Here is a 20,264-nt window from a genome sequence, read left to right on the forward strand (position 1 = left end):
AGTTTTCTTAAGACTGACCTTGTTTCCTGTCTATTCTGGCCTTAAATATCAGACACTCAATACGAGTCGGGCCGGTATAACAACCGATGACCGTTGAATACATTCATCCATAGGAGCAAGAGATGAGCATTGACCACGATCAGGTGGCAAAGATTGCAGAGCTGGCACGTTTAAAAATAGAACCAGCTCAGATGGATCAATATGCGGAAAACCTCTCCAGCATTCTTGATTTAGTTGACCAACTGCAAGCCGCAGATACAGACGGTGTTGAGCCACTGGCGAACCCTCTGGATGCAACCCAGCGTCTTAGACCCGATCAGGTAACCGAAACTAACCAACGCGAGCATTTCCAAAAGAACGCCCCAAGTGCGGATCAAGGCTTGTTCCTGGTACCAAAAGTTATCGAATAATGTAAACCAAGAACCAAACAAGACTTCGCATCGATACAACGGATGCGCAATTTTTTTACGTTTGATTGGAAACAATGTATGCATAACAAAACGCTTGCCGAGTTAGCTCAAGGCCTTGAATCTGGGGACTTCTCCAGTGTTGAGCTAACCACTCACTACCTAAACAGAATTAAATCTTTGGATGATAAAACCAACGCATTTATCACCACCACAGAAGAACAGGCTTTAGCTCAAGCCAAACAAGCCGATCAACTTCGTTCGGCAGGCAACGCCAGCCAGCTGACCGGCATTCCGATTGCTCATAAAGACATCTTCTGTACGGAAGGCGTTAAAACCAGCTGCGGTTCTAAAATGCTGGATAACTTCATTGCGCCGTATGAATCTACCGTAACTCAAAAATGTAACGACGCCGGTTTGGTGATGCTGGGCAAAACCAACATGGACGAATTTGCCATGGGTTCAACCAACGAATCCAGCTTTTATGGGGCATGTCATAACCCTTGGGATCTAGAGAAAATTCCGGGTGGCTCATCGGGTGGTTCGGCCGCTGCCGTCGCAGCACGTCTTGCGCCGATTGCAACAGGTACCGACACTGGCGGTTCTATTCGCCAGCCCGCTTCAATGTGTAACATCACAGGCCTTAAACCAACTTACGGTCGAGTTAGCCGTTGGGGCATGATCGCCTTCGCATCAAGCTTGGACCAAGCAGGCCCAATGGCACAAACTGCAGAAGACGCAGCCATGCTGTTGAACACCATGGCCGGACTGGACCTGAAAGATTCCACCTCCATGGATCAACCGGTAGAAGACTACACTGCAGGTCTAAATAACGGTCTTGAAGGCCTAAAAATTGGTCTACCGAAAGAGTACTTCGCTGAAGGTCTTAACGATTCGGTGAAAGCGGCCATCGAAGCTTCCATCAAAGAACTGGAAAAGCAAGGCGCGATTCTGAAAGAAATCAGCCTATCTACAGCAAATCTTTCCGTGCCTGCTTATTACGTGATTGCACCGGCCGAAGCCTCTGCGAACTTATCGCGTTTTGATGGTGTTCGTTACGGCTATCGCTGTGAAGACCCGGAAAATCTGGAAGATCTCTACAAGCGCTCCCGTGGTGAAGGCTTCGGAGATGAAGTTAAGCGCCGCATTATGATTGGTGCTTATGCTTTGTCTGCTGGCTACTATGACGCTTACTACAAGAAAGCACAGCAAGTTCGTCGTCTGATCAAAAACGACTTTGCCAATGCCTTCAACGAAGTCGATGTTATTGCTGGTCCAACGGCACCAACCACCGCATTTAAGTTGGGCGAAATGACCAATGACCCTGTGACCATGTATCTGGAAGACATCTTTACTCTGTCTGTGAACCTTGCGGGCCTACCTGCACTGACCGTTCCGGCTGGCTTCGCCGACGGCATGCCAACAGGCCTGCAGCTGATTGGTAACTACTTCCAGGAAGCAAAACTATTGAACATTGGTCACAAGTATCAGTTAGCCACCGATTGGCACAAGAAAACACCTGAGCAGTTTGCATAACAGCTCGAACCAGAATGTCACGTCACCGCGTGACTTAACTGACATTGCAAATTGCTCAACGTAAGAGGAAGACATTATGGAATGGGAAACGGTTATTGGACTGGAGATCCACGTTCAACTTGCTACCGAGTCCAAAATATTCTCCGGTGCCAGCACAACCTTTGGCGCCGAACCAAACACTCAAGCCTGTGCCGTTGATTTGGGCTTGCCTGGTGTTTTGCCGGTGGTTAACGAAAAGGCCATCGAATTAGGCGTTCGTTTTGGTCTCGCCATTGATGCCGAGATCGGCATGAAGTCGGCTTTCGATCGTAAAAACTACTTCTACCCGGATCTACCTAAGGGCTATCAAACCACTCAGATGGACTACCCGATTGTGGGTATAGGCCACGTAGACATTGAGTTAGAAGACGGCACTACAAAACGCATTGGCGTGACCCGTGCTCACCTTGAAGAAGACGCAGGTAAATCGCTGCACGAAGATTTCGACGGTCAGTCAGGCATCGACCTGAACCGTGCCGGTACACCGCTGCTAGAAATCGTATCTGAGCCAGACATTCGCTCTGCTAAAGAAGCGGTCGCTTACGTTAAAAAGATCCATTCTTTGGTTCAATATTTGGATGTGTCTGACGGCAACATGTCGCAAGGCTCTATGCGTGCTGACTGTAACGTATCGATCCGACCAAAAGGTCAGGAAGAGTTCGGTACCCGTACTGAGATCAAAAACGTAAACTCGTTCAAGTTCATCGAAAAAGCCATTAATGCGGAAATCGAACGTCAGATTGATCTGATTGAAGACGGTGGCAAAGTGGTACAAGAAACCCGCCTTTACGATGCTAATAAGAACGAAACCCGCTCTATGCGCAGTAAGGAAGTAGCCAATGACTATCGCTATTTCCCTTGCCCGGATCTGCTGCCTATCCACATTACCGAAGACTATGTGGAATCAATTCGTGCAAAGCTGCCAGAGCTGCCAGATCAGAAATGTGAGCGCTTCCAGAATGAGCTGGGCTTGAGTCATTACGACGCCTCTGTTATCTCTGCCAGTCGCGCGATGGCCGACTACTTTGAAACAGTACACGTTAAGATCAATGACGCGAAGCTTGCGGCTAACTGGGTAATGGGCGAACTGTCTCGCTTATTGAATCAGGATGACAAAGACATCACGGAAAGCCCAGTCTCTGCAGAACAACTGGCAGACATGCTGTCACGTCTGAAAGACAACACCATCTCCAGTAAAGCAGCAAAGACCGTGATTGAAGCCCTTTGGAATGGCGAAGGCTCTGTTGATGACATCATCGACGCTAAAGGTCTGAAACAAGTGTCTGACACCGGTGCCATTGAAGCCATCGTAGATGAAGTGATCAGCAACTGCCCTCAACAAGTGGAGCAGTACGTCAACGCCGAGCCGGACAAACGCGGTAAAATGGTTGGCTTCTTCGTAGGTCAGGTAATGAAAGCCTCGAAAGGTGCCGCTAACCCAGGGCAGGTAAACCAGGTTCTAAAACAGAAACTGGATGCACTTTGTTAAACACTAAGTGAGCATTGCCTGCACCTGAACTAAGCCGGGATATTTCCCGGCTTTTTTACGCCCCTATTTCTCCAAATACACGCCCCTCTTCTTCCAATAAATCCTCCTTGTCATCAAATGCTCAATTTTTGTTCAACAATTTGAAACACAGTGTTGGCATTCTAGTTGCAATAATCTTGATGTTCTTAAGGAAACTCAAAACTATAAACGGGAAACAAGGGAGACTGCAGGATGGGCGCAGCAGAAGAACTTTATATCGAAGAATACAACACCAAATCAGACGACACTAAAGAGAAAGGGCGCAGGGGCCGCAAGAACACAGCAGCGAAGCGGTTAGCAGCACGAAGAAATATCGAAGCCTATCAAGAGGAAAAGCAATTAACCAAAGATCTTGAAGAATTTTGGTTCGACGAACTCTAATTTCATCCAAATTATCAGAAACCATAGGTAACACCCTGTTACCTATGGCCACACTCTCAAAGCCAATAACTCACCAAATAACAGACCAATCGGTCAAAAATCATTGCAAAAATGCACCAATAAAGAGCAGAACAGCCTTTTCATAAAAAATTCATAGAGTCGTCTAAGAGAAACTTCTGACATCCATTAAGAATCTGTCATTAGTCCTTATGCGCTGTTACATAGCCCCATTTAGGCACCATTAGCTGATCAATGGCCAGTTGATCCAGAATACGAGCTACTACAAAGTCCACCATATCCTGAATCGAATTAGGTTGATGATAAAAGCCCGGAGCCGCCGGCATGATTACCGCTCCCATGCGACTCAACTTCAGCATATTCTCCAAATGAATATCCGACAGTGGCATCTCCCGAACTAACATGATGAGTTTTTTTCGTTCCTTAAGAACAACGTCAGCTGCTCGTTCGATTAGGTTATTACTGGCACCGCATGCAACCGCTGATAAAGTGCCCGTACTGCACGGACAAATCACCATCTGACCAGGACCACTGGAACCGGAGGCCACAGGAGACAACCAGTCCTCCCGCCCAAACACCTCAAGCAAAGCACCGTCTATTTTGTATTTTTCAACCAAGTGCTGTTTTAAAGCTTCTGGGTTTGCAGGCCACTTCTCATCGGTTTCAGTCGTGATCACCATTTGTGCCGCTTTGGATACCATCAAAAAAACAGGCACCTCTGCGGCAAATAAACATTCAATAAGGCGTATACCGTACTGAACCCCGGATGCTCCGGTGATTGCAACAGTGACAGGAGGTTTGCTCTTAGGCTGTAATTGAGATTGCATTTCAACTTCTTCGTTATATCTCAAAAGAGACGAGTGATAATTTTATGACTGGAGACGTTCCAGTTGATCTAATAACTTCTGATGAACCCCATCAAAACTGCCGTTACTCATACAAACGATGTGCGTTCCCGGCTTAGCCGCCGCACACACTTGCAACACCAAATCGTCCAAGTCTTTGGTGACGATATTATGGGGCTTCTCACCTAAGAAGTCCGACAATTGATATTTGAGGTTATCTGCTTGATACCAATAGCTGCGATCTGCGGATCTGACACAGGATTCCAATAACTCGTTATGAACCCCCATCTTCATAGTGTTCGATCTCGGTTCCAACACAGCAATGATTGGCTGCTCACCAACACGACTGCGAACCCCTTCAAGGGTTAACTGAATTGCGGTTGGATGATGGGCAAAATCATCGTACACCGTCACACCATTCACCTGCCCTCGGATTTCCAAGCGGCGTTTAACATTCTTAAAACTGGCGAGTGCGTCCGCCACTACGTCCGGCAGAATACCTATGCTACGAGCCGCCGCGAATACACCCAGCGCATTCGACACGTTATGCATGCCCAACAAGCCCCACTCGACTCGTGCCACTGTCTCACCTTGGAACAATACGTCGAAGGCAGAACCATCAGGATTCACTAATAGCGTTTGCCAATCCGCCGACTGCCCATCAATAGCAATCGTATTCTGATCACTCCAGCATCCTCGCGACAACACATCCAAAACATTCGCTTCAGACGCTTGCGAGATCACCATGCCATTCGAAGGCACAGTTCTGACCGCATGATGAAACTGCGTCTTAACCGCTTCCAAATCACGGAAGATGTCCGCGTGATCAAATTCGATGTTATTAATCAGTAGAGTGTTTGAATGGTAATGAACAAACTTGGAGCGCTTATCAAAAAACGCACTGTCGTATTCATCCGCTTCGATCACGAAGAAATCGCTCTTACCTACCCGAGCCGATATACCAAAATTTTGAGGAACACCACCAATTAAAAAACCAGGCTCAAAACCCGCACATTCCAACACCCAAGTAAGCATACTCGAAGTGGTAGTTTTGCCATGCGTTCCTGCTACGGACAAGACCCACTTGTCTCGTAACAGGTGATCGCCTAGCCATTGCGGGCCGGAGGTATAGGGAATGTTTTCATTCAGAATGCGTTCAACACACGGATTACCGCGACTCATGGCATTACCAATCACCACCAAATCCGGTTTGCTGTCCAATTGCGACGCATCAAAGCCTTCAATTAATTCAATTCCTGCCGCAATCAACTGATCACTCATCGGTGGATACACATTAGCATCCGAACCTGTCACTTTATGCCCAAGCTGTTTAGCAATCTGAGCTAAGCCGCCCATAAAAGTGCCACAAATTCCTAAAATGTGTATGTGCATATTGGAAACATCCTTTTGTTTAGCCCTTTTAGCGTATGGGTTAGTACGATCACGAATAGTTAATCTGTTTCTGCTCTGAGCTTAGTTTCTCAACAGCTGCAGCGATTTGAAGACAACCGCTTGTCGATAGCAACAGAACAAGCAGCATCAATACAGCATAACCTTTGCCTTTTCTCGTCGCAAAAAAAACCTTTTTTAGATAGAATTAGCGGCAATTTTTTATGGTTAATCGTTTGGAGCATAGCTAATGACCGCAATTAAAGACGCCTTAACGCAGCAAGGGTGTGACGCCTCACTTATTGACGTAATTCAACGAATTCTGTCAGCGAGTAAGGAAATTTCTTTCAGACTGCAGCAAGGTGCTTTAGCTGGCATACTGGGTTCCACCGACCACGAAAACGTTCAAGGCGAGACTCAAAAGAAATTGGACGTAATCTCTAACGACCTACTGAAAGATGCCTTGAAACAATCTCCTCATGTGTTTGGTATCGCCTCAGAAGAAGAAGATTTCGCAGTACAAGGCAATGACGAAGGTGAATACTTGGTGACCTTCGACCCGCTTGATGGTTCATCGAACATCGATATCAACGTTTCCGTTGGCACCATCTTCTCCATCATGAAAACCACGGGCAAATCCGACCTAAACGAAGATTTCCTACAAGCCGGTTCTCAACAAATTGCCGCAGGTTATGTACTTTACGGGCCATCCAGCATTTTGGTGATGACCACAGGCCAAGGCGTATCCATGTGGACCTTGGACAACACAGTCGGTGAATACCTACTCACCACTCCGGACGTAAAAATTCCAGAACAAACCAAAGAATTCGCCATTAATATGTCAAACCAACGTTTCTGGGCGGAACCAGTACAGAATTACGTTGCAGATTTATTGGCCGGTGAGGAAGGTCCAATTGGCAAGCGTTTCAACATGCGCTGGGTAGCAGCTATGGTGGCGGAAGTTCATCGCATTCTGACTCGCGGCGGTATCTTCATGTACCCATGGGACAGCCGTGAACCAAATAAAGCAGGTAAATTGCGTTTGATGTACGAAGGCAACCCAATGGCGTTCTTGGTAGAACAAGCCGGTGGTCTTTGTCGTACCGATAAAGAGCGTATGCTAGACGTTCAACCCTCAGAAATTCACCAGCGAGTTCCTGTCTTCCTTGGTTCGAAAGAGGAAGTGGAGCGCGCAATGGCTTATCACAAGTAAGCTGTTAATTTCTGAAATAGTAAGAAACTCAATGCAGTATTGATTAGAACACACCTTCAAATCAGTACTGCTTATCTACCCACTCTATCGAATGACCAGAACTCACAATGCACTTTCAGAATGAATTTCAGGAAGCGCATATACAATACAAAGCATGCATGAGTTCTGGCTTGATTCGACGCTGAGGTTCTGCTCAGCCTAATCACTTGAGGATGACATTGTGGCAAACTTTTTAAAGCAATTATTCAAACCAAAATGGCAACATAAGTCTGAAGACGTTAGAAATAACGCCGTTGCACAACTATCAGATCAAAGCCCTGAGCAAAAGGACATCCTGCTTCAAGTCCTAACAACCGATAGCTCCGCTACTGTAAAGCGCACCGCCATCAACCAGTTCTCTTCGTTAGAGTATTTGATTGAATTAAGTCACAGCAATGTCAAAGAAGTTCAAACACTCGCTCAAGAACGTCTTAGCCAAGAACTCTCTGCAGACAACAAACAAAACTGGCCCAAAGATCCGCAACAGATTACCGAACTGGTGGTGACTTTACCGAACTTACCGTCAATCACCGAACTCGTAGCCCAAGTGCAAGATCAGCAACTGCTTGCCAGAATCACTGAACAGGCTCGAGTTGCGGGGGTTCGTCAACAAGCTGCGTCAGCCATTACCGATGAAAAAATTCTCGAGACTCTGGAAAAAGCCATCAAAGGTAAAGACAAAGGCTGTCAGAAAATCATTCGTGAAAAGCTAAACGTACTTCATCAAGAACGAGAGAAACAACAGCAAGCGACTGCGGAAATTATGCAGGCGATTGAAGCCGCAGAACTGCAAGCCAAGTTACCTTTTCAGCCATTATGCGAAGCAAAGTTAGATACGCTTCATACTCGTTGGAACAAAATCAAAGTCAACGCCACACCAGAACAACACACCCAGTTCGAAAATGCGATCAATCAGTGCAAGCAAATCATTGCTGATCATTATCAAGCAGAAAGCGAAAAACAGGCGCAAGCAGAAGCTCACAAAGACGCCAAAGAAGAGCAAGAAGCGACCGTTACACTGCTTGAAACAGAACAAGATGGCATCATCGAGCAAGGTGACTTTAACAGCCCTGCATTGAACGCACTGCTAAAAACGCAAGCAAACCGCTGGCAAGATAGCTGTGAAACTACTAAACCGTCTAAATCTCTAGAAAACCGCTACTCGCGTGTTTGTAAGTCGCTTGAGCAGTTCATCCAAGCCAAAGAAGCACTGGAAGAACAGAAAACCGTTTTAGAAGCGCTATTAGCCGAAGAAACACCTGACCTTGGTAAGCTGAAAACACTGCTCGGAACACTCAACTGGCCTTCAGAATTACAAGAACCGGAATTGCTCACCCAAGCACACAATGCACTAGGTGATGCTCAAAAAGAACAGCGTCGCGTTCGCAGCAACCTGAAACAAGATTGCAAACAGGCCGATGAGTTGCTTTCGAAAGCCGAAGACATGATTGCCCAGGGTACGTTAAAAGGCATTTACCAAAATTTGCGTCAGGCTCAAGAGCTCATGCACAGCTGGCCAAACGAGCGCAAAGTCAACAAGCGCCTTCGTCAGCTGCAGTATAAGTTTAAAGAAATGAAGGATTGGCAGGACTATGCGGTTCTTCCTAAGCTGGAAGAACTGTGTGAGCGCATGGAATCCCTAGTCGAAGCTGAGCTTCCTTTAGAAACACTGGCAAACCAACTAAAACAAGCGCGAGAAGACTGGCGAGGTCTTGGTTATGGCGACAATAACTACGGTCAAGCACTGTGGCACCGATTCAAAGACGCATCAGAGAAGGTCAATGAGCGCTGTAAGCCTTACTTCGAATCAATTGCTCAATTGCGCGAAAACAACCTAGAAGCGCGTAAAGCCATCATTACACAATTAACCGAGTTTGTTGAAAAAGTGAACTGGGAAAAAGCCGATTGGAAAGTGATTGATAAGCTTTACAAGCAATCCATTGAAGAATGGAAACAAGCGACACCGGTTGATCGTTCCGAAGTGAAGAAGATCCAAGACAGTTTCGATCAGCCGCTGCATCTTCTGAAAGACCGCATTAAAGCAGAACGTGACGCTAACACTGAGATCAAGCAAGAACTTCTGGAAGAAGCCAAGCAATTACTGTCGGAAGAGAATCTCAAACAAGCCACAGGCAAAGCCAAAGCGCTTCAGAAAAAATGGCAACAGGTTGGCATCTGCCACCGTCGTCAAGAACAGCACCTTTGGAAAGAGTTCCGCGCCGTCTGCGATCAACTCTTTGGCAAACGTTCTGAACAATGGCAAGAACAGCAAGATCAACGCTCATCTAACATGCAAGAAGCAACCAATGTTATTGAGCAAATCAAGCAACTGGCCTCATCTGACGCAAGCGAAGCGAAAGAACTGGCCGCTCAATTACGAGATCTGCAAGGCGCTTATGGCAACCTCGGTAGTCTGCCAAAGGATCACTACGAAAGCCTGGAACAAAACTACCGTGAAGCCTGTAATCAGGTGAAAGTACGTATGTCTGAACTGAAACGTGCCCAAAAAGCACAACAAGGTGAGGCATTAATTGAGAAGTTGAAAATTTATCAGGCCACCAGCGCCAATGAATTATCTCAAGAGGACGCCTCACAGCAATGGCAAGCCATTGGCATCAAGGACGATAAATTGGGCAATGTACTTGAAAGTGCTTGGAAAAACTTACTTTCTGGTAAGTCCAGCTTACAACCAACCAGCGAAGAGAAGCTTCGTGAGCTGTGTATCCGCAGTGAAATCATTGCTGACAAACCGTCTCCAGAAGCCGATCAAAGCTTGCGTATGTCGCTTCAGGTTGAGCGCCTGTCACGAGGCATGAATTCAGGGGATAACACCAAAGAAACAACCACGTCACTGCTTGCAGAGTGGTTAAGCCTGGACGTTCCTACTCAGAATTTTGAAGAGTATTTGAATCGTCTTTTGGTTGCTCTTGAATACAAATAACGCTGAATACAGATAATCGTTAATCGCACATTCCAGCATTCAGCGACCCCTCATCAAGTCACTCTTGATGGGGGTTTTCTTTTATTGGCGCTCCACCGCAAGCCGGTCATAAAAGTCTTTAACCCATAAATCAAATTCACCAGATTCACGCGCCTTTTTCATCGCCGCATTAAACTGCTGGACGATTTTTTCACCGTCCTTACGTTGTTTTGAAACAATGAAATACAACCCCGCTTTAAATACCGAGTTCTTAAACACTTTGATCTTCAGTCCACTAAGATGATTAAACAAGGTAAATTCACCCGTAGATTTTTCGATAGGAACAATGTCCATACGCCCAGTTCCTAACAAACGAAAGCAATCCGGTAAATCAGATGGCGAATAGACGGTAAAATCCATTAAAGATAACAGCGGCTCTTTTAATTCTTCAATCGAGTATCCATTAGGTCGACAAATTCGCGTCCAGTTCTTTTCTTTTAACAGTTCGATCGACCATTCATCTTCATTGACTTCATCGCGAACAAATAAATAGCTACCTATATCAAACACAGGGTCAGAATAATAAAAGTGTTGATCGCGATCTTTATCCCAGACATAAGGAAAGGTTCCTAAATGAACTCCTTGTTTGGTTTGTTCGTAGCCTCGAACCCAAGGCTCATAGACCATTTCAATGTCGTAATAATCTTCGGTGAGATCAAAAATTTTCTGGATAATCGGCACCATCAACCCATTTTCAGGCAAGCTACGATCAACGTAAGGCGGATAAAGATCACCCGTTGAGACCGTTTCTGTCGCATGAGCATAAAGAGGCAGAGTTAAACTAAGCCAAATACCAACACAACAACGAAGAAAAAAACGGGGAGTTGTCACCCCAAATACAATATTCATTTTTGCTTCCCAGTTAACATCTTTATATGATGAACCGAACTTAAAATACTGAAAAAAATAATAACTACTTAAGGATAGAATATGCGCGCGTTTCAGGCTGCGTTTGCAGCACTTTTTTTATTGATTTCTTCTCTGAGTCTTGCTGACTTTCAAATTGATTCCATCGGTGCCGGTTATTGGGTGGAAGAAAACCCGTACATTGAAGTCTATCAAGAAACAGAACACGGCCTTCATCCTCAAGTCTTCTTAGGCTATGAAGTTTTGGGCGTAAGCGTCAAAACTGACCCGGTTTACGAAAAGTACGGTATAGGTATTGCGCCTTATTTTGGTTTGGGCGCTGCCGACAGCGAGGTCGAAGGCCTGCTTGGAGTCGAGTTTGATAAGAGCTTTAATGTTTCCAATCATCGACTAGACAGCTATTTCCGATTAAATATCGACCTGGACAACACCGAATTCATGCTTGGGGCACGTTACTTCTTTGATAGCAGCGATTCAAAATAACGGTAAGATATCGAAAAATAACAGAGGCACTCTAATGTTCTTGAGAATGTGCGCTTATCTCAGCCTGATCCTTTCTTTTGTTATCCCAATACAAAGTTACGCAGGTGGGAAACACTCCCCATTGCTAGTGCTGATCAGTAATAAGCTGAAAATTGAAAAGCTGGTAACGGCTGCAGAAGAGAACACTGAAGTCTGTAAGACCAATACAGATCAGGCTTGGCAATTATTAAAACCAAGCCTGCATATGTTGAGAGAATACAGCCAAGAAAAAGAAGGCAATTACCTTAATCAGGAAACCTACGCCAATAGCTTGGAGCAGCGAGCGAAAATGCTGCATAACTTCTCAGAGCTAATGGACCGAGTCTTTCACTTGAAAGAGACCTGCTAACCTTCCCCGGTTTAGAGCTTCAGAAAACCCTACGAGCTAGGGTTTTCCATATCCACCGATACTCCTGTGGTATCGACTGAGGCACCGTCTCCTTCAGTGCGGCGAATAACAAACTTAATCACATCCCGCCAGGTTAAGATGCCCTTCAGGTTCATTTCATCATCCACCACCGGCAAACAAGACACCGACTGATCAATAATGGTTCGCAAAGCACGGGCGGCACTGGTGTTTGGGTAAACCGTCAAAGGGCCACGACTCATAAATTGATGAGCAGGTTTACGCAACACTTCAAGTTCAGCCACGGTGGCATTTCCCGATTCCACTCGCGGTGAAATATGATAGAGAATATCGCGATCAGAAATCATCCCAACTAACTTATTGTTATCATCCACCACAGGTAGATGATGAAATCGATGTTGACGGAAAATTTTCCAGATATCCGACAATATCGTGTCCATCTTCACCGTTTCGACATTCGGCGTCATTAAATCCGATACTTTCATAATCGCACTCCTGTTTTGCCTACTCCGAGTCTCTGCACCTCATGCCATCCAACTCCGTAGGGTTCCTTACCTATAAGTATAGGGGGTTATCCTGTTACAAAATGCTTAAAAATGTGTCTCTAGGAACTCCGCAACACGATCTTCGATCCAATAACTGCCACCCGCATGAAAAGATACAAAGCCCACATGCCCACCGTGATCAGGGGTTTCCAGATACACATTCTCTAACGATTTAACCAAATCATAAGGGTAAGCGGAATCTGACAAGAAGGGGTCATCCTTCGCATTAATCACTAATGCAGGTACTCTGATGTCGGAGAGATAACCAAGGCAGCTGGACTTTGTCCAATAATCTTTGGCATCAGCGAAACCATGCAATGGCGCAGTATAGAGGTCATCAAAGTCTTGGAAGTTCTTGACGCTATCCAAAGAATCCAGAGGAATATCCGGAAACTGAGCATGCTTAACCCGCATTTTACCGCGTAAATCCTTAAGAAATCGGGTCATATAAATGGCGTTTTGTCGCTTAGCCAGTTCATGCGCACAGCCTTCCAAATCACAAGGAACCGATACGCCTACCACGGCCCGGACTTTATCATTAAGTGTTTCATGCTCCCTTCCCGCATGAAGCAAGCTGAGATTACCACCCATGCTGAAGCCCACCAAAGCAATCGCATCATAACCTGTATGAGCATGATCAATCACATGCGACAAGTCTTCGGTCGCACCACTGTGATAGAAACGTTTCTGGCGATTCATATAAGGCCCACAGGAACGAAAGTTCCACGCTAACGCGTCGTAGCCCAACGCATTCATTTTCCGGCACATAGCCAATACATACGGCCGTTCACTGTGCCCTTCCAAACCGTGAGAAATAATGACGAGCTTTCTGGGGGTCGATACTGAAGTGTGAGACATCGACAATCGATACCAATCAAGACATAGCAAATCCTGATCATCGGTATCAATACTTTCACGCTCACTAAAGGGCAAATTCAGCTTACGAAAGAGAGAGGGATAAATGGTGTTCAGGTGCCCGTTTCGTAACCACCAAGGCGCGCGATAGCTTGATCGCTCAATCAACATAAGCCCTTTATTCTCCATAGCTCGAAATGTTAGCGCTATTAGGCCGAAAACCGAAAGAAAGGTCAAAACTTCCTTGACCCAAGAAATGAATAATGATTCACTCCTTCAAAAAATGAATCAGGATTCATACCATGGTCTATCGAGCCACCGCACACACCCAAGCCAAAAAAGCAGAAAGCCGAGAGCGGCTGCTCAATGCGGGCTTGAACCTCGTACTAGAAGCCGGCTTCTCTCACATAACCATCAATAAGGTGGCACAACACGCCAACGTCGCTACAGGTACGGTCTACCGCTATTTCGCTTCCAAGGGCGAACTCTGTGAAGAGATCTTCTTAAAAGCCACCAAAATTGAATTATCGAAGGTCACGGAAACCTGTAACACACCGAATAAATCGCCACGCGAACGCATGGAAACGACGTTATCTGAGTTCGCCTACCGCGCCATTAAAGGTCGCCGTTTGGCCTATGCCCTAATTGCAGAGCCGGTAGACAGCATGTTGGATGAAACCCGATTGCAGTTTCGTCGTGCCTATGCAGAACAATTCGCGGCATTGATTGAGGAAGGAATTGCGTCTGGCGATTTCCGTAACCAATCCGCCATGATTTCGGCCACCGCCATTGTAGGTGCCATGTCAGAAGCCTTGGTCGGGCCGCTCTCCCCGAATAACTGCGATCGCATTGAAAGTAAGACACTCACCCAAGACATCGTAGATTTTTGTTTGCGAGCACTCTCGGCCTAAGACGACAAGACAGACTCAAATTCGACGAACATTACTATAAAAACAGGAATGAGATATGACCCACCAAGATAAAGATAACAGCCAGGTGCTATCGGAAACTCATGACGTATTTAACCAATTGCACCCATTGGAAAATCAAAACCTATTCACTCAAGACACCGCCTTACAAGAAGCCGTTGAACGCAATGGCGCGGCTTGGGCTAATGAACAGCTTTCAGCTTTTGGCCTGCTGACAGGCTCGTCTAAAGTGATCGAATGGGGCTTTCTGGCCAACAAACATAAACCCAGCTTTAAGACTCATGATCGCTTTGGCCGTCGCGTGGATCAGGTGGACTTTCATCCGTCGTATCACCACCTGATGCAACAAGCCATTGAAAACGGCCTGCATGCCAGCCCATGGACAGATCCAAAAGCCGGAGCGCATGTGGCCCGTGCGGCCAAAACCTACATGCAATCACAAGTCGAAGCTGGCCATGGCTGCCCGATCACTATGACCTTTGCTTGTACGCCGACCTTCTTAAAGCAACCTAACGTTGCCAAAGAGTGGCTACCCAAAATTCACGCCTCCACTTATGACCCAAGCAATAAGCCTTATTTTGAAAAATCAGGCCTGACCATCGGTATGGGCATGACCGAGAAGCAAGGTGGCTCGGATGTACGCGCCAACACCACTCGAGCCATTCCAGTCGGCCAACCTGGACCTGGCGAGTTGTATCAGTTGATCGGTCACAAGTGGTTCCTATCCGCGCCAATGTGCGATGGCTTCTTGGTATTGGCGCAAGCGGAAGGTGGCTTATCTTGTTTCCTGGTTCCGCGCTGGCAACCGGACGGTACACGCAACCCAATGTATGTTCAGCAGTTGAAAGACAAAATGGGTAACGTATCTAACGCCTCCAGTGAAGTGGAGTTCCGTGGTGCCATTGCCTGGTTAATAGGTGAAGAAGGCCGAGGCGTCGCCAATATTCTGGAAATGGTGGCACTGACTCGCTTCGACTGTATGGTCGGTTCTTCTGCAGGAATGCGCCAAGCCGTCAGCCAAATCATTCACCACGCGCAACATCGGAGTGTCTTTGGCAACACCTTGATTGAGCAACCATTGATGCAGAACGTTCTGGCCGATTTAGCCTTAGAAAGTGAAGCCGCTATGTCTCTGTCTTTCCGTATGGCGAAAGCGCTCGACAACATGGCTAATGATGAACACGAAGCTCTGTTACTACGTATTGGCACTGCCGTAGGTAAATACTGGATTTGTAAGCGTACGCCGGCTCATGCCTATGAAGCCATGGAATGCATCGGTGGTGCTGCGGTGATGGAAGATTGCATTATGCCGCGGCTGTATCGTGAAGCACCGATCAACGCGATCTGGGAAGGCAGCGGCAACGTTCAGTGTCTGGATGTTCTACGAGCCATCAATAAGTCACCTAAAACGCTTGATGCCCTGATGAGTGAACTGCACTCCGCCCAAGGTAAAAACTCAGATTACGATGCGGCACTAAAACAAGCTTCGACGTTCATGAAAGATTTGAACAGTTTCGAATCGCAAGGACGGATCATTGTTGAAAAATTAGCCACCTTGTTGCAAGGCAGTATACTCATCAATGCAGGTAATGAGATGGTATCCGACCTCTTCTGTGCAGCCCGTTTACGTTCAGACACAGGAAACATGTTCGGCACAATACCTTCAACAGAAAATACTAATAAATTCAATTTAAAAGACTACATTCTTAGAGCAACACTTTAATTGATAACTTTATAAATAACGACTAAGAAACGGCATTTTTCGTAAAAAACGCGCATTATTTGTCGTTTTTTTGACCATCAAAAAAGCCATGTAACAAAACGTAATCCACAACTTGGAATTTTATAACAAAAACACAACAGACTATTTTTTATACAAGTGTGACAATGGTCACATCCTTTCACAGTATGTGAGCGTTTGAGAGCGTTTTGGATCTTTCATTTTTGTTTTTGGCCGTCTGTTTTGGACGGCTTTTTTATGCCTGCTACTTTTCAAACAATCACTCTTTCAAATAGCGTTTCGGCGGGAGTTTCAAATGGCTACTTCAGTGAGAATATCTGCGGGAAAAACCTTATAAACTATAGGTTCAAATTTTGAACAATCCTTCCCAAAAAGTCTTACAGACCTTTTAGAACTTACTTCATATACTCAGTATTAGATTAACTTTGTAGGTCTTCTTCCTGAATTCGCGCAAGGTTAATGCTTCCTTAAGTGCTAGCTTTTGTTATTTAGGTTCGGTTCTCCCGAACCTTTTTTTTGCCTAAAAAAGCCGAAATCAGGCTAAGTATCTTCTGAAAAACGCTCGGTGGTTGTTGTAAGTAAGTCACTAATCACTTAAAACATAAGTTACTTAAAACGCTTCATTAATAACTCTTTGGCATCCGCCACCAAGCGCGTTAAATAATCACTGCCGCCACGATCCGGATGCACTTTCTGCATCAGTGATTTGTAGGCTTTTAAGACATCCTCTTTCGAACAATCCTTATCCACCCCTAAGATCTCACACGCTTCATCTTGAGTCATGGGGCCAGAATGATGATTGCCATCAAAGTTCGCATGCTGAGATTGCTTGGCATTATGCTCGTTGAGAACATCCGCAAAACTCGCCTGCCACTGAGCCCCATAAGCCTGCTGTAGAAATGCACCCAACAACTGAGCGGACTTCATCTCGTTTTCCAGACAATCGCGTAACAATTGCTTTAACTCCGATTCTGAAAGATCACTTAACTGCCGCCCTTTTAGTTCGCCTTTCATCACTGAACCATCCACCTTCCCAGACATCGGATTGACTTTGAGTTCAAGCCACTCACCAGTCAATTGACCTTGTTGATTTTGGCGTTGTTTCCAGTGCATAGCATAAGGAATCAGTCGTTGAAGGTAAGGAAGTGCCGACTTCATTAAAGGAAGCAAAGCCCCTATCGCTGCAGAAATCCAATGCGCGCGTCCAGTCAGAAACAGCAATATTAATACACCTGCCAGCCCCCAAAGTAAGTAGGTCGCCAATGACTTGTTTCTGTGTTCAGGATCTTGCTGCTTCCACCAGCGCAATCCATACCAAATGATAAAACCCAACGCAATTAACAGCAGTAACCTAGACATTCGGAACCTATACGTAGAAGAACAAATCGTTTCGTAGTTGTTACAAAAATGATAAATAGCGCGCTAAAGAAATTCAGTAAAATGACCAACTGGACATTCCTGAAGCGACGTTACATTAATGCTAATACAGACAGCCCACCATACCATAACTTTGCATGATGACTTTGCCGTAATCGTACCTCATCCTGGTCACGAGCTAACATCAGAGCATTTAAAAGAGTTAGTTACTCACGTTTCTAACTGTGAACAGCTATCGTCCTGTCAAATGCAACAAAGCGTAGAAACCAACAAACCGATTCTATTCTTTCCTCACAATCAGTACTCAGTGAGCTTTTGCGCCATGAAAGAGCTGATCCATGTTCAGGATAAAATTCAGCTGGGTATCGTCTCCGGCTCGGAACGTACACGCATGGTATTCGGTTTTCTAACAGATCTGTGTAAAGGTGTGAATATTCTTTCTGATACCCATGAAATGAATCAATGGCTGGCTACGTCGCTGGAAAAAGTTCGCTTAAACTGAGCATCACTAAGTAGAAGCGATCATAAAACGAACAATTTTTCTTGCAATATATGTCCCTTAATCGCACTATGCTTCGCAAAATAACAAGAGTAATAAGATAAATACGCGTGAGCACGATAACCACAGACAAAATCAAAGCGACTTTGAATCACGGATTTAAACCGCTCACGTTTTCAGATCGCGAATTAGAACTCCAGTATCGCCGCTATTTCTTTGACCACCACTTTCGCGGTGCGCTCTTCCCATTATTAGTCGGACTCTCTGTTTATTTAGGCTTTATATTTGCAGACAGCCTGATTATTCCTCAGTTGCTTGATCAAAGTATTTTACTTCGCTCGATTATCACCGTCCCCGGGCTGTTTTTCCTGATCTTTCTGCGCTGGGGGCCAGCCACGCATTGGCAATACATATTAGCATCTATCACTCTCTGCTTAATTAACTTATCCATCGTATTACTGGGATATTGGGCGGCAAAGCAAGGACAACATTACTATCAAAGTGGCACTTTATTAGCCATCATGCTCGGCTGTACCCTGGCTCGTTTACCGTTTCGTTATGCACTGTCATCAACAGTGGTGATGATCCTCAGTTATGCACTGGTCATTGGTATGACCAAAGCCTCACCAGCCGATATTTTCATGAACAACCTGTTTATCTGTCTCGGCGTCGCCTTCTTTGGTTTGGTCGGTAACTATCAAATCAATCACGGTCTGCGCCAAACGTATTTGCAAAGCTTGTTACTGAATGCTGAAAAAGAAAGCCTCAATCAGGAAAAACAGCGCTTCGAACACATCTCTCATATTGATCAACTGACCGGACTCTATAACCGCCGTTATCTCGATGAGCACTATAAGATACTGTGGCAACAAGCCCATCAAGAGGCAAAAGACATCAGTGTGCTGATGATCGACATTGATCGTTTCAAAGAATTTAATGATCTGGCAGGCCATCACAAGGGAGACGAGATATTGATCGCCGTTGCCCAGACGCTGAAAGAATCGATTCGAGCCAGCAGTGATCTGTTGGCACGCTTTGGCGGCGAAGAGTTTATTATCGTCTGCCCACAGATGAATCAAAGCAATGCGCTTTCGTTGGGGGAAAAGCTGCGGCAACAAGTCTACAGCCTAGCCATTGCGCATCCAGCCGGTGGTGTATTGTCGATCAGTGTTGGGATAGCGAGCAGCATTCCTAAAAGCACCGAGCGACGTGAACAAGAGCACCTTCAAAAAGTCGCTGATCAGGCCTTATACCAAGCCAAACAAAAAGGCAGAAACCGAGTAGAATCCGCTCTGCCTTAATCGTTAAGTGGTATACGTCTAAACGAAGTTATCTTCGCGATAATCTTGCAACGCCTGCTCAACTTCTTCCATGGTGTTCATCACAAAGGGGCCGTACTGTGCCACAGGTTCGTTTAAGGGCTCACCGGATAGCAGTAACAAGCCTGACGTTTCCAGCAAACTTAATTCCAACTGCGAAGTATCTTCCACAATAATCAAATTACCGCGTTCAAAATGCATTCCGTCTAAAACAACGGCCCCCTGATAGACGTAAGCAAAGAACTTCGTATTCTGAGGATGAGATACCGTCAAATGATCACCTTCCTTCCCTGCCACCGTAAACACAGAAGCACGTGTTTTTCCAGAGTCGACTGGCGCTTTAAGGGATTGATCATTGACAATCAAAGTACCGCCAATACCTCGGACAACAAGACCATCTACGGTTTCTTCGAGCCAATCCTGACGCTGAAGATCTTGATAGCGCGCCGGTTTCATTTTGTCTTTCGCCGCTAAGTTGAGCCACAACTGAAAACCATGCAACAAGCCTGCTTCTTGTTCCGGCATTTCCGAATGAATAACCCCACGCCCTGTCATCATCCACTGGCCACCACCGGAACCAATCACTCCATTGTTACCCAAGTGATCACGATGACGCATTTGACCTTTCAGCATTACAGTAACGGTCTCAAAACCTCGGTGTGGGTGCGGTGGAAAGCCTTCAATATAGTCCTCGGCTTGATCCGAATGAATTTCATCCAGCATCAAGAAGGGATCCATAAGCTTCGGGTTGGACATATGAGACACCCGATTGATCTTTACCCCAGCTCCATCGGAGGCTGGTCTGGCCTTAAATACTTGTACCTTGGACATACTCAATACCTCCTAACGGTGAACAGTTTTCAACAGT

Annotated in this window: 19 protein-coding genes; 12 read left to right on the plus strand and 7 right to left on the minus strand. The window is 45.8% G+C overall.

Annotated elements, in window-relative coordinates:
• Nucleotides 1-122 precede the first annotated feature (122 nt).
• The 4 genes from gatC to ACFOEK_RS06575 all read left to right on the plus strand — a co-directional run bounded on the left by gatC (nt 123) and on the right by ACFOEK_RS06575 (nt 3,891).
• Complete coding sequence (gene gatC, locus ACFOEK_RS06560; protein ID WP_386717927.1) at nt 123-410, plus strand: Asp-tRNA(Asn)/Glu-tRNA(Gln) amidotransferase subunit GatC; 288 nt, start codon at nt 123-125, stop codon at nt 408-410.
• Nucleotides 411-488: 78 nt separating this feature from the next.
• Nucleotides 489-1,943, plus strand: coding sequence for an Asp-tRNA(Asn)/Glu-tRNA(Gln) amidotransferase subunit GatA (gene gatA / locus ACFOEK_RS06565; protein WP_386717930.1), 1,455 nt, complete (start codon nt 489-491; stop codon nt 1,941-1,943).
• A gap of 76 nt (nt 1,944-2,019) precedes the next feature.
• Complete coding sequence (gene gatB, locus ACFOEK_RS06570) at nt 2,020-3,471, plus strand: Asp-tRNA(Asn)/Glu-tRNA(Gln) amidotransferase subunit GatB (RefSeq protein WP_386717933.1); 1,452 nt, start codon at nt 2,020-2,022, stop codon at nt 3,469-3,471.
• A gap of 231 nt (nt 3,472-3,702) precedes the next feature.
• Nucleotides 3,703-3,891: a PA3496 family putative envelope integrity protein gene (locus ACFOEK_RS06575; protein ID WP_386717936.1), complete on the plus strand. Its 189-nt coding sequence runs from the start codon at nt 3,703-3,705 to the stop codon at nt 3,889-3,891.
• A 200-nt stretch (nt 3,892-4,091) separates the two neighbouring features.
• Here ACFOEK_RS06575 and ACFOEK_RS06580 read toward each other — a convergent pair whose 3' ends face one another.
• Nucleotides 4,092-4,736: a flavin prenyltransferase UbiX gene (locus ACFOEK_RS06580; protein WP_386717939.1), complete on the minus strand. Its 645-nt coding sequence runs from the start codon at nt 4,734-4,736 to the stop codon at nt 4,092-4,094.
• Nucleotides 4,737-4,778: 42 nt separating this feature from the next.
• Nucleotides 4,779-6,146, minus strand: coding sequence for a UDP-N-acetylmuramate:L-alanyl-gamma-D-glutamyl-meso-diaminopimelate ligase (gene mpl, locus ACFOEK_RS06585; protein WP_386717942.1), 1,368 nt, complete (start codon nt 6,144-6,146; stop codon nt 4,779-4,781).
• Between the two features lie 247 nt (nt 6,147-6,393).
• On the opposite strand from mpl, the gene ACFOEK_RS06590 reads away from it, so the two are divergent.
• Both ACFOEK_RS06590 and ACFOEK_RS06595 read left to right on the plus strand, forming a co-directional pair.
• Nucleotides 6,394-7,356, plus strand: coding sequence for a class 1 fructose-bisphosphatase (locus ACFOEK_RS06590; protein WP_386717945.1), 963 nt, complete (start codon nt 6,394-6,396; stop codon nt 7,354-7,356).
• A 220-nt stretch (nt 7,357-7,576) separates the two neighbouring features.
• Nucleotides 7,577-10,336: a DUF349 domain-containing protein gene (locus tag ACFOEK_RS06595; protein ID WP_386717948.1), complete on the plus strand. Its 2,760-nt coding sequence runs from the start codon at nt 7,577-7,579 to the stop codon at nt 10,334-10,336.
• A gap of 81 nt (nt 10,337-10,417) precedes the next feature.
• Here the strand turns inward: ACFOEK_RS06595 and ACFOEK_RS06600 are convergent, their stop codons facing one another.
• Nucleotides 10,418-11,224 carry a substrate-binding periplasmic protein gene (locus tag ACFOEK_RS06600; protein ID WP_386717951.1) on the minus strand — a complete coding sequence of 269 codons (807 nt, stop codon included), beginning with the start codon at nt 11,222-11,224 and terminating at the stop codon, nt 10,418-10,420.
• 81 nt (nt 11,225-11,305) lie between these two features.
• Here ACFOEK_RS06600 and ACFOEK_RS06605 point away from each other — a divergent pair, with 81 nt between their 5' ends.
• Both ACFOEK_RS06605 and ACFOEK_RS06610 read left to right on the plus strand, forming a co-directional pair.
• Complete coding sequence (locus ACFOEK_RS06605) at nt 11,306-11,725, plus strand: hypothetical protein (protein ID WP_386717954.1); 420 nt, start codon at nt 11,306-11,308, stop codon at nt 11,723-11,725.
• 34 nt (nt 11,726-11,759) lie between these two features.
• Nucleotides 11,760-12,113: a hypothetical protein gene (locus ACFOEK_RS06610; protein WP_386717957.1), complete on the plus strand. Its 354-nt coding sequence runs from the start codon at nt 11,760-11,762 to the stop codon at nt 12,111-12,113.
• Nucleotides 12,114-12,142: 29 nt separating this feature from the next.
• Here ACFOEK_RS06610 and ACFOEK_RS06615 read toward each other — a convergent pair whose 3' ends face one another.
• Together ACFOEK_RS06615 and ACFOEK_RS06620 are read right to left on the minus strand one after the other, a co-directional pair.
• Nucleotides 12,143-12,616 (minus strand): CBS domain-containing protein, encoded by a 474-nt coding sequence (locus ACFOEK_RS06615; RefSeq protein ID WP_386717960.1) that lies wholly within the window; start codon nt 12,614-12,616, stop codon nt 12,143-12,145.
• A 105-nt stretch (nt 12,617-12,721) separates the two neighbouring features.
• Nucleotides 12,722-13,702: a YheT family hydrolase gene (locus ACFOEK_RS06620; RefSeq protein ID WP_386717963.1), complete on the minus strand. Its 981-nt coding sequence runs from the start codon at nt 13,700-13,702 to the stop codon at nt 12,722-12,724.
• 131 nt (nt 13,703-13,833) lie between these two features.
• On the opposite strand from ACFOEK_RS06620, the gene ACFOEK_RS06625 reads away from it, so the two are divergent.
• Both ACFOEK_RS06625 and ACFOEK_RS06630 read left to right on the plus strand, forming a co-directional pair.
• Complete coding sequence (locus ACFOEK_RS06625) at nt 13,834-14,442, plus strand: TetR/AcrR family transcriptional regulator (protein ID WP_386717966.1); 609 nt, start codon at nt 13,834-13,836, stop codon at nt 14,440-14,442.
• A gap of 55 nt (nt 14,443-14,497) precedes the next feature.
• Entirely contained in the window at nt 14,498-16,183 is a 1,686-nt protein-coding gene (locus tag ACFOEK_RS06630; RefSeq protein ID WP_386717969.1) for an isovaleryl-CoA dehydrogenase, read from the plus strand.
• 624 nt (nt 16,184-16,807) lie between these two features.
• On the opposite strand, the gene ACFOEK_RS06635 is transcribed toward ACFOEK_RS06630, so the two are convergent.
• Complete coding sequence (locus tag ACFOEK_RS06635; RefSeq protein ID WP_386717972.1) at nt 16,808-17,560, minus strand: DnaJ domain-containing protein; 753 nt, start codon at nt 17,558-17,560, stop codon at nt 16,808-16,810.
• A gap of 118 nt (nt 17,561-17,678) precedes the next feature.
• Between ACFOEK_RS06635 and ACFOEK_RS06640 the strand changes: the two genes are divergently transcribed.
• Entirely contained in the window at nt 17,679-18,080 is a 402-nt protein-coding gene (locus ACFOEK_RS06640) for a hypothetical protein (protein ID WP_386717975.1), read from the plus strand.
• 107 nt (nt 18,081-18,187) lie between these two features.
• Nucleotides 18,188-19,378 (plus strand): GGDEF domain-containing protein, encoded by a 1,191-nt coding sequence (locus ACFOEK_RS06645; protein ID WP_386717978.1) that lies wholly within the window; start codon nt 18,188-18,190, stop codon nt 19,376-19,378.
• Nucleotides 19,379-19,396: 18 nt separating this feature from the next.
• On the opposite strand, the gene ACFOEK_RS06650 is transcribed toward ACFOEK_RS06645, so the two are convergent.
• Nucleotides 19,397-20,227: a pirin family protein gene (locus ACFOEK_RS06650; protein ID WP_386717981.1), complete on the minus strand. Its 831-nt coding sequence runs from the start codon at nt 20,225-20,227 to the stop codon at nt 19,397-19,399.
• Nucleotides 20,228-20,264 lie beyond the last annotated feature (37 nt).

Origin of the sequence: Litoribrevibacter euphylliae (assembly GCF_042646085.1) — a bacterium.
In the GTDB taxonomy this organism is placed as follows: domain Bacteria; phylum Pseudomonadota; class Gammaproteobacteria; order Pseudomonadales; family Litoribrevibacteraceae; genus Litoribrevibacter; species Litoribrevibacter euphylliae.

Bases quoted from the DNA above. Each gene is read 5' to 3' on its own strand.
- gatC (WP_386717927.1), top strand. From the start codon at position 123: ATGAGCATTGACCACGATCAGGTGGCAAAGATTGCAGAGCTGGCACGT.
- gatA (WP_386717930.1), top strand. From the start codon at position 489: ATGCATAACAAAACGCTTGCCGAGTTAGCTCAAGGCCTTGAATCTGGG.
- gatB (WP_386717933.1), top strand. From the start codon at position 2,020: ATGGAATGGGAAACGGTTATTGGACTGGAGATCCACGTTCAACTTGCT.
- ACFOEK_RS06575 (WP_386717936.1), top strand. From the start codon at position 3,703: ATGGGCGCAGCAGAAGAACTTTATATCGAAGAATACAACACCAAATCA.
- ACFOEK_RS06580 (WP_386717939.1), bottom strand. From the start codon at position 4,736: ATGCAATCTCAATTACAGCCTAAGAGCAAACCTCCTGTCACTGTTGCA.
- mpl (WP_386717942.1), bottom strand. From the start codon at position 6,146: ATGCACATACACATTTTAGGAATTTGTGGCACTTTTATGGGCGGCTTA.
- ACFOEK_RS06590 (WP_386717945.1), top strand. From the start codon at position 6,394: ATGACCGCAATTAAAGACGCCTTAACGCAGCAAGGGTGTGACGCCTCA.
- ACFOEK_RS06600 (WP_386717951.1), bottom strand. From the start codon at position 11,224: ATGAATATTGTATTTGGGGTGACAACTCCCCGTTTTTTTCTTCGTTGT.
- ACFOEK_RS06605 (WP_386717954.1), top strand. From the start codon at position 11,306: ATGCGCGCGTTTCAGGCTGCGTTTGCAGCACTTTTTTTATTGATTTCT.
- ACFOEK_RS06610 (WP_386717957.1), top strand. From the start codon at position 11,760: ATGTTCTTGAGAATGTGCGCTTATCTCAGCCTGATCCTTTCTTTTGTT.
- ACFOEK_RS06615 (WP_386717960.1), bottom strand. From the start codon at position 12,616: ATGAAAGTATCGGATTTAATGACGCCGAATGTCGAAACGGTGAAGATG.
- ACFOEK_RS06620 (WP_386717963.1), bottom strand. From the start codon at position 13,702: ATGTTGATTGAGCGATCAAGCTATCGCGCGCCTTGGTGGTTACGAAAC.
- ACFOEK_RS06625 (WP_386717966.1), top strand. From the start codon at position 13,834: ATGGTCTATCGAGCCACCGCACACACCCAAGCCAAAAAAGCAGAAAGC.
- ACFOEK_RS06630 (WP_386717969.1), top strand. From the start codon at position 14,498: ATGACCCACCAAGATAAAGATAACAGCCAGGTGCTATCGGAAACTCAT.
- ACFOEK_RS06635 (WP_386717972.1), bottom strand. From the start codon at position 17,560: ATGTCTAGGTTACTGCTGTTAATTGCGTTGGGTTTTATCATTTGGTAT.
- ACFOEK_RS06640 (WP_386717975.1), top strand. From the start codon at position 17,679: ATGCTAATACAGACAGCCCACCATACCATAACTTTGCATGATGACTTT.
- ACFOEK_RS06650 (WP_386717981.1), bottom strand. From the start codon at position 20,227: ATGTCCAAGGTACAAGTATTTAAGGCCAGACCAGCCTCCGATGGAGCT.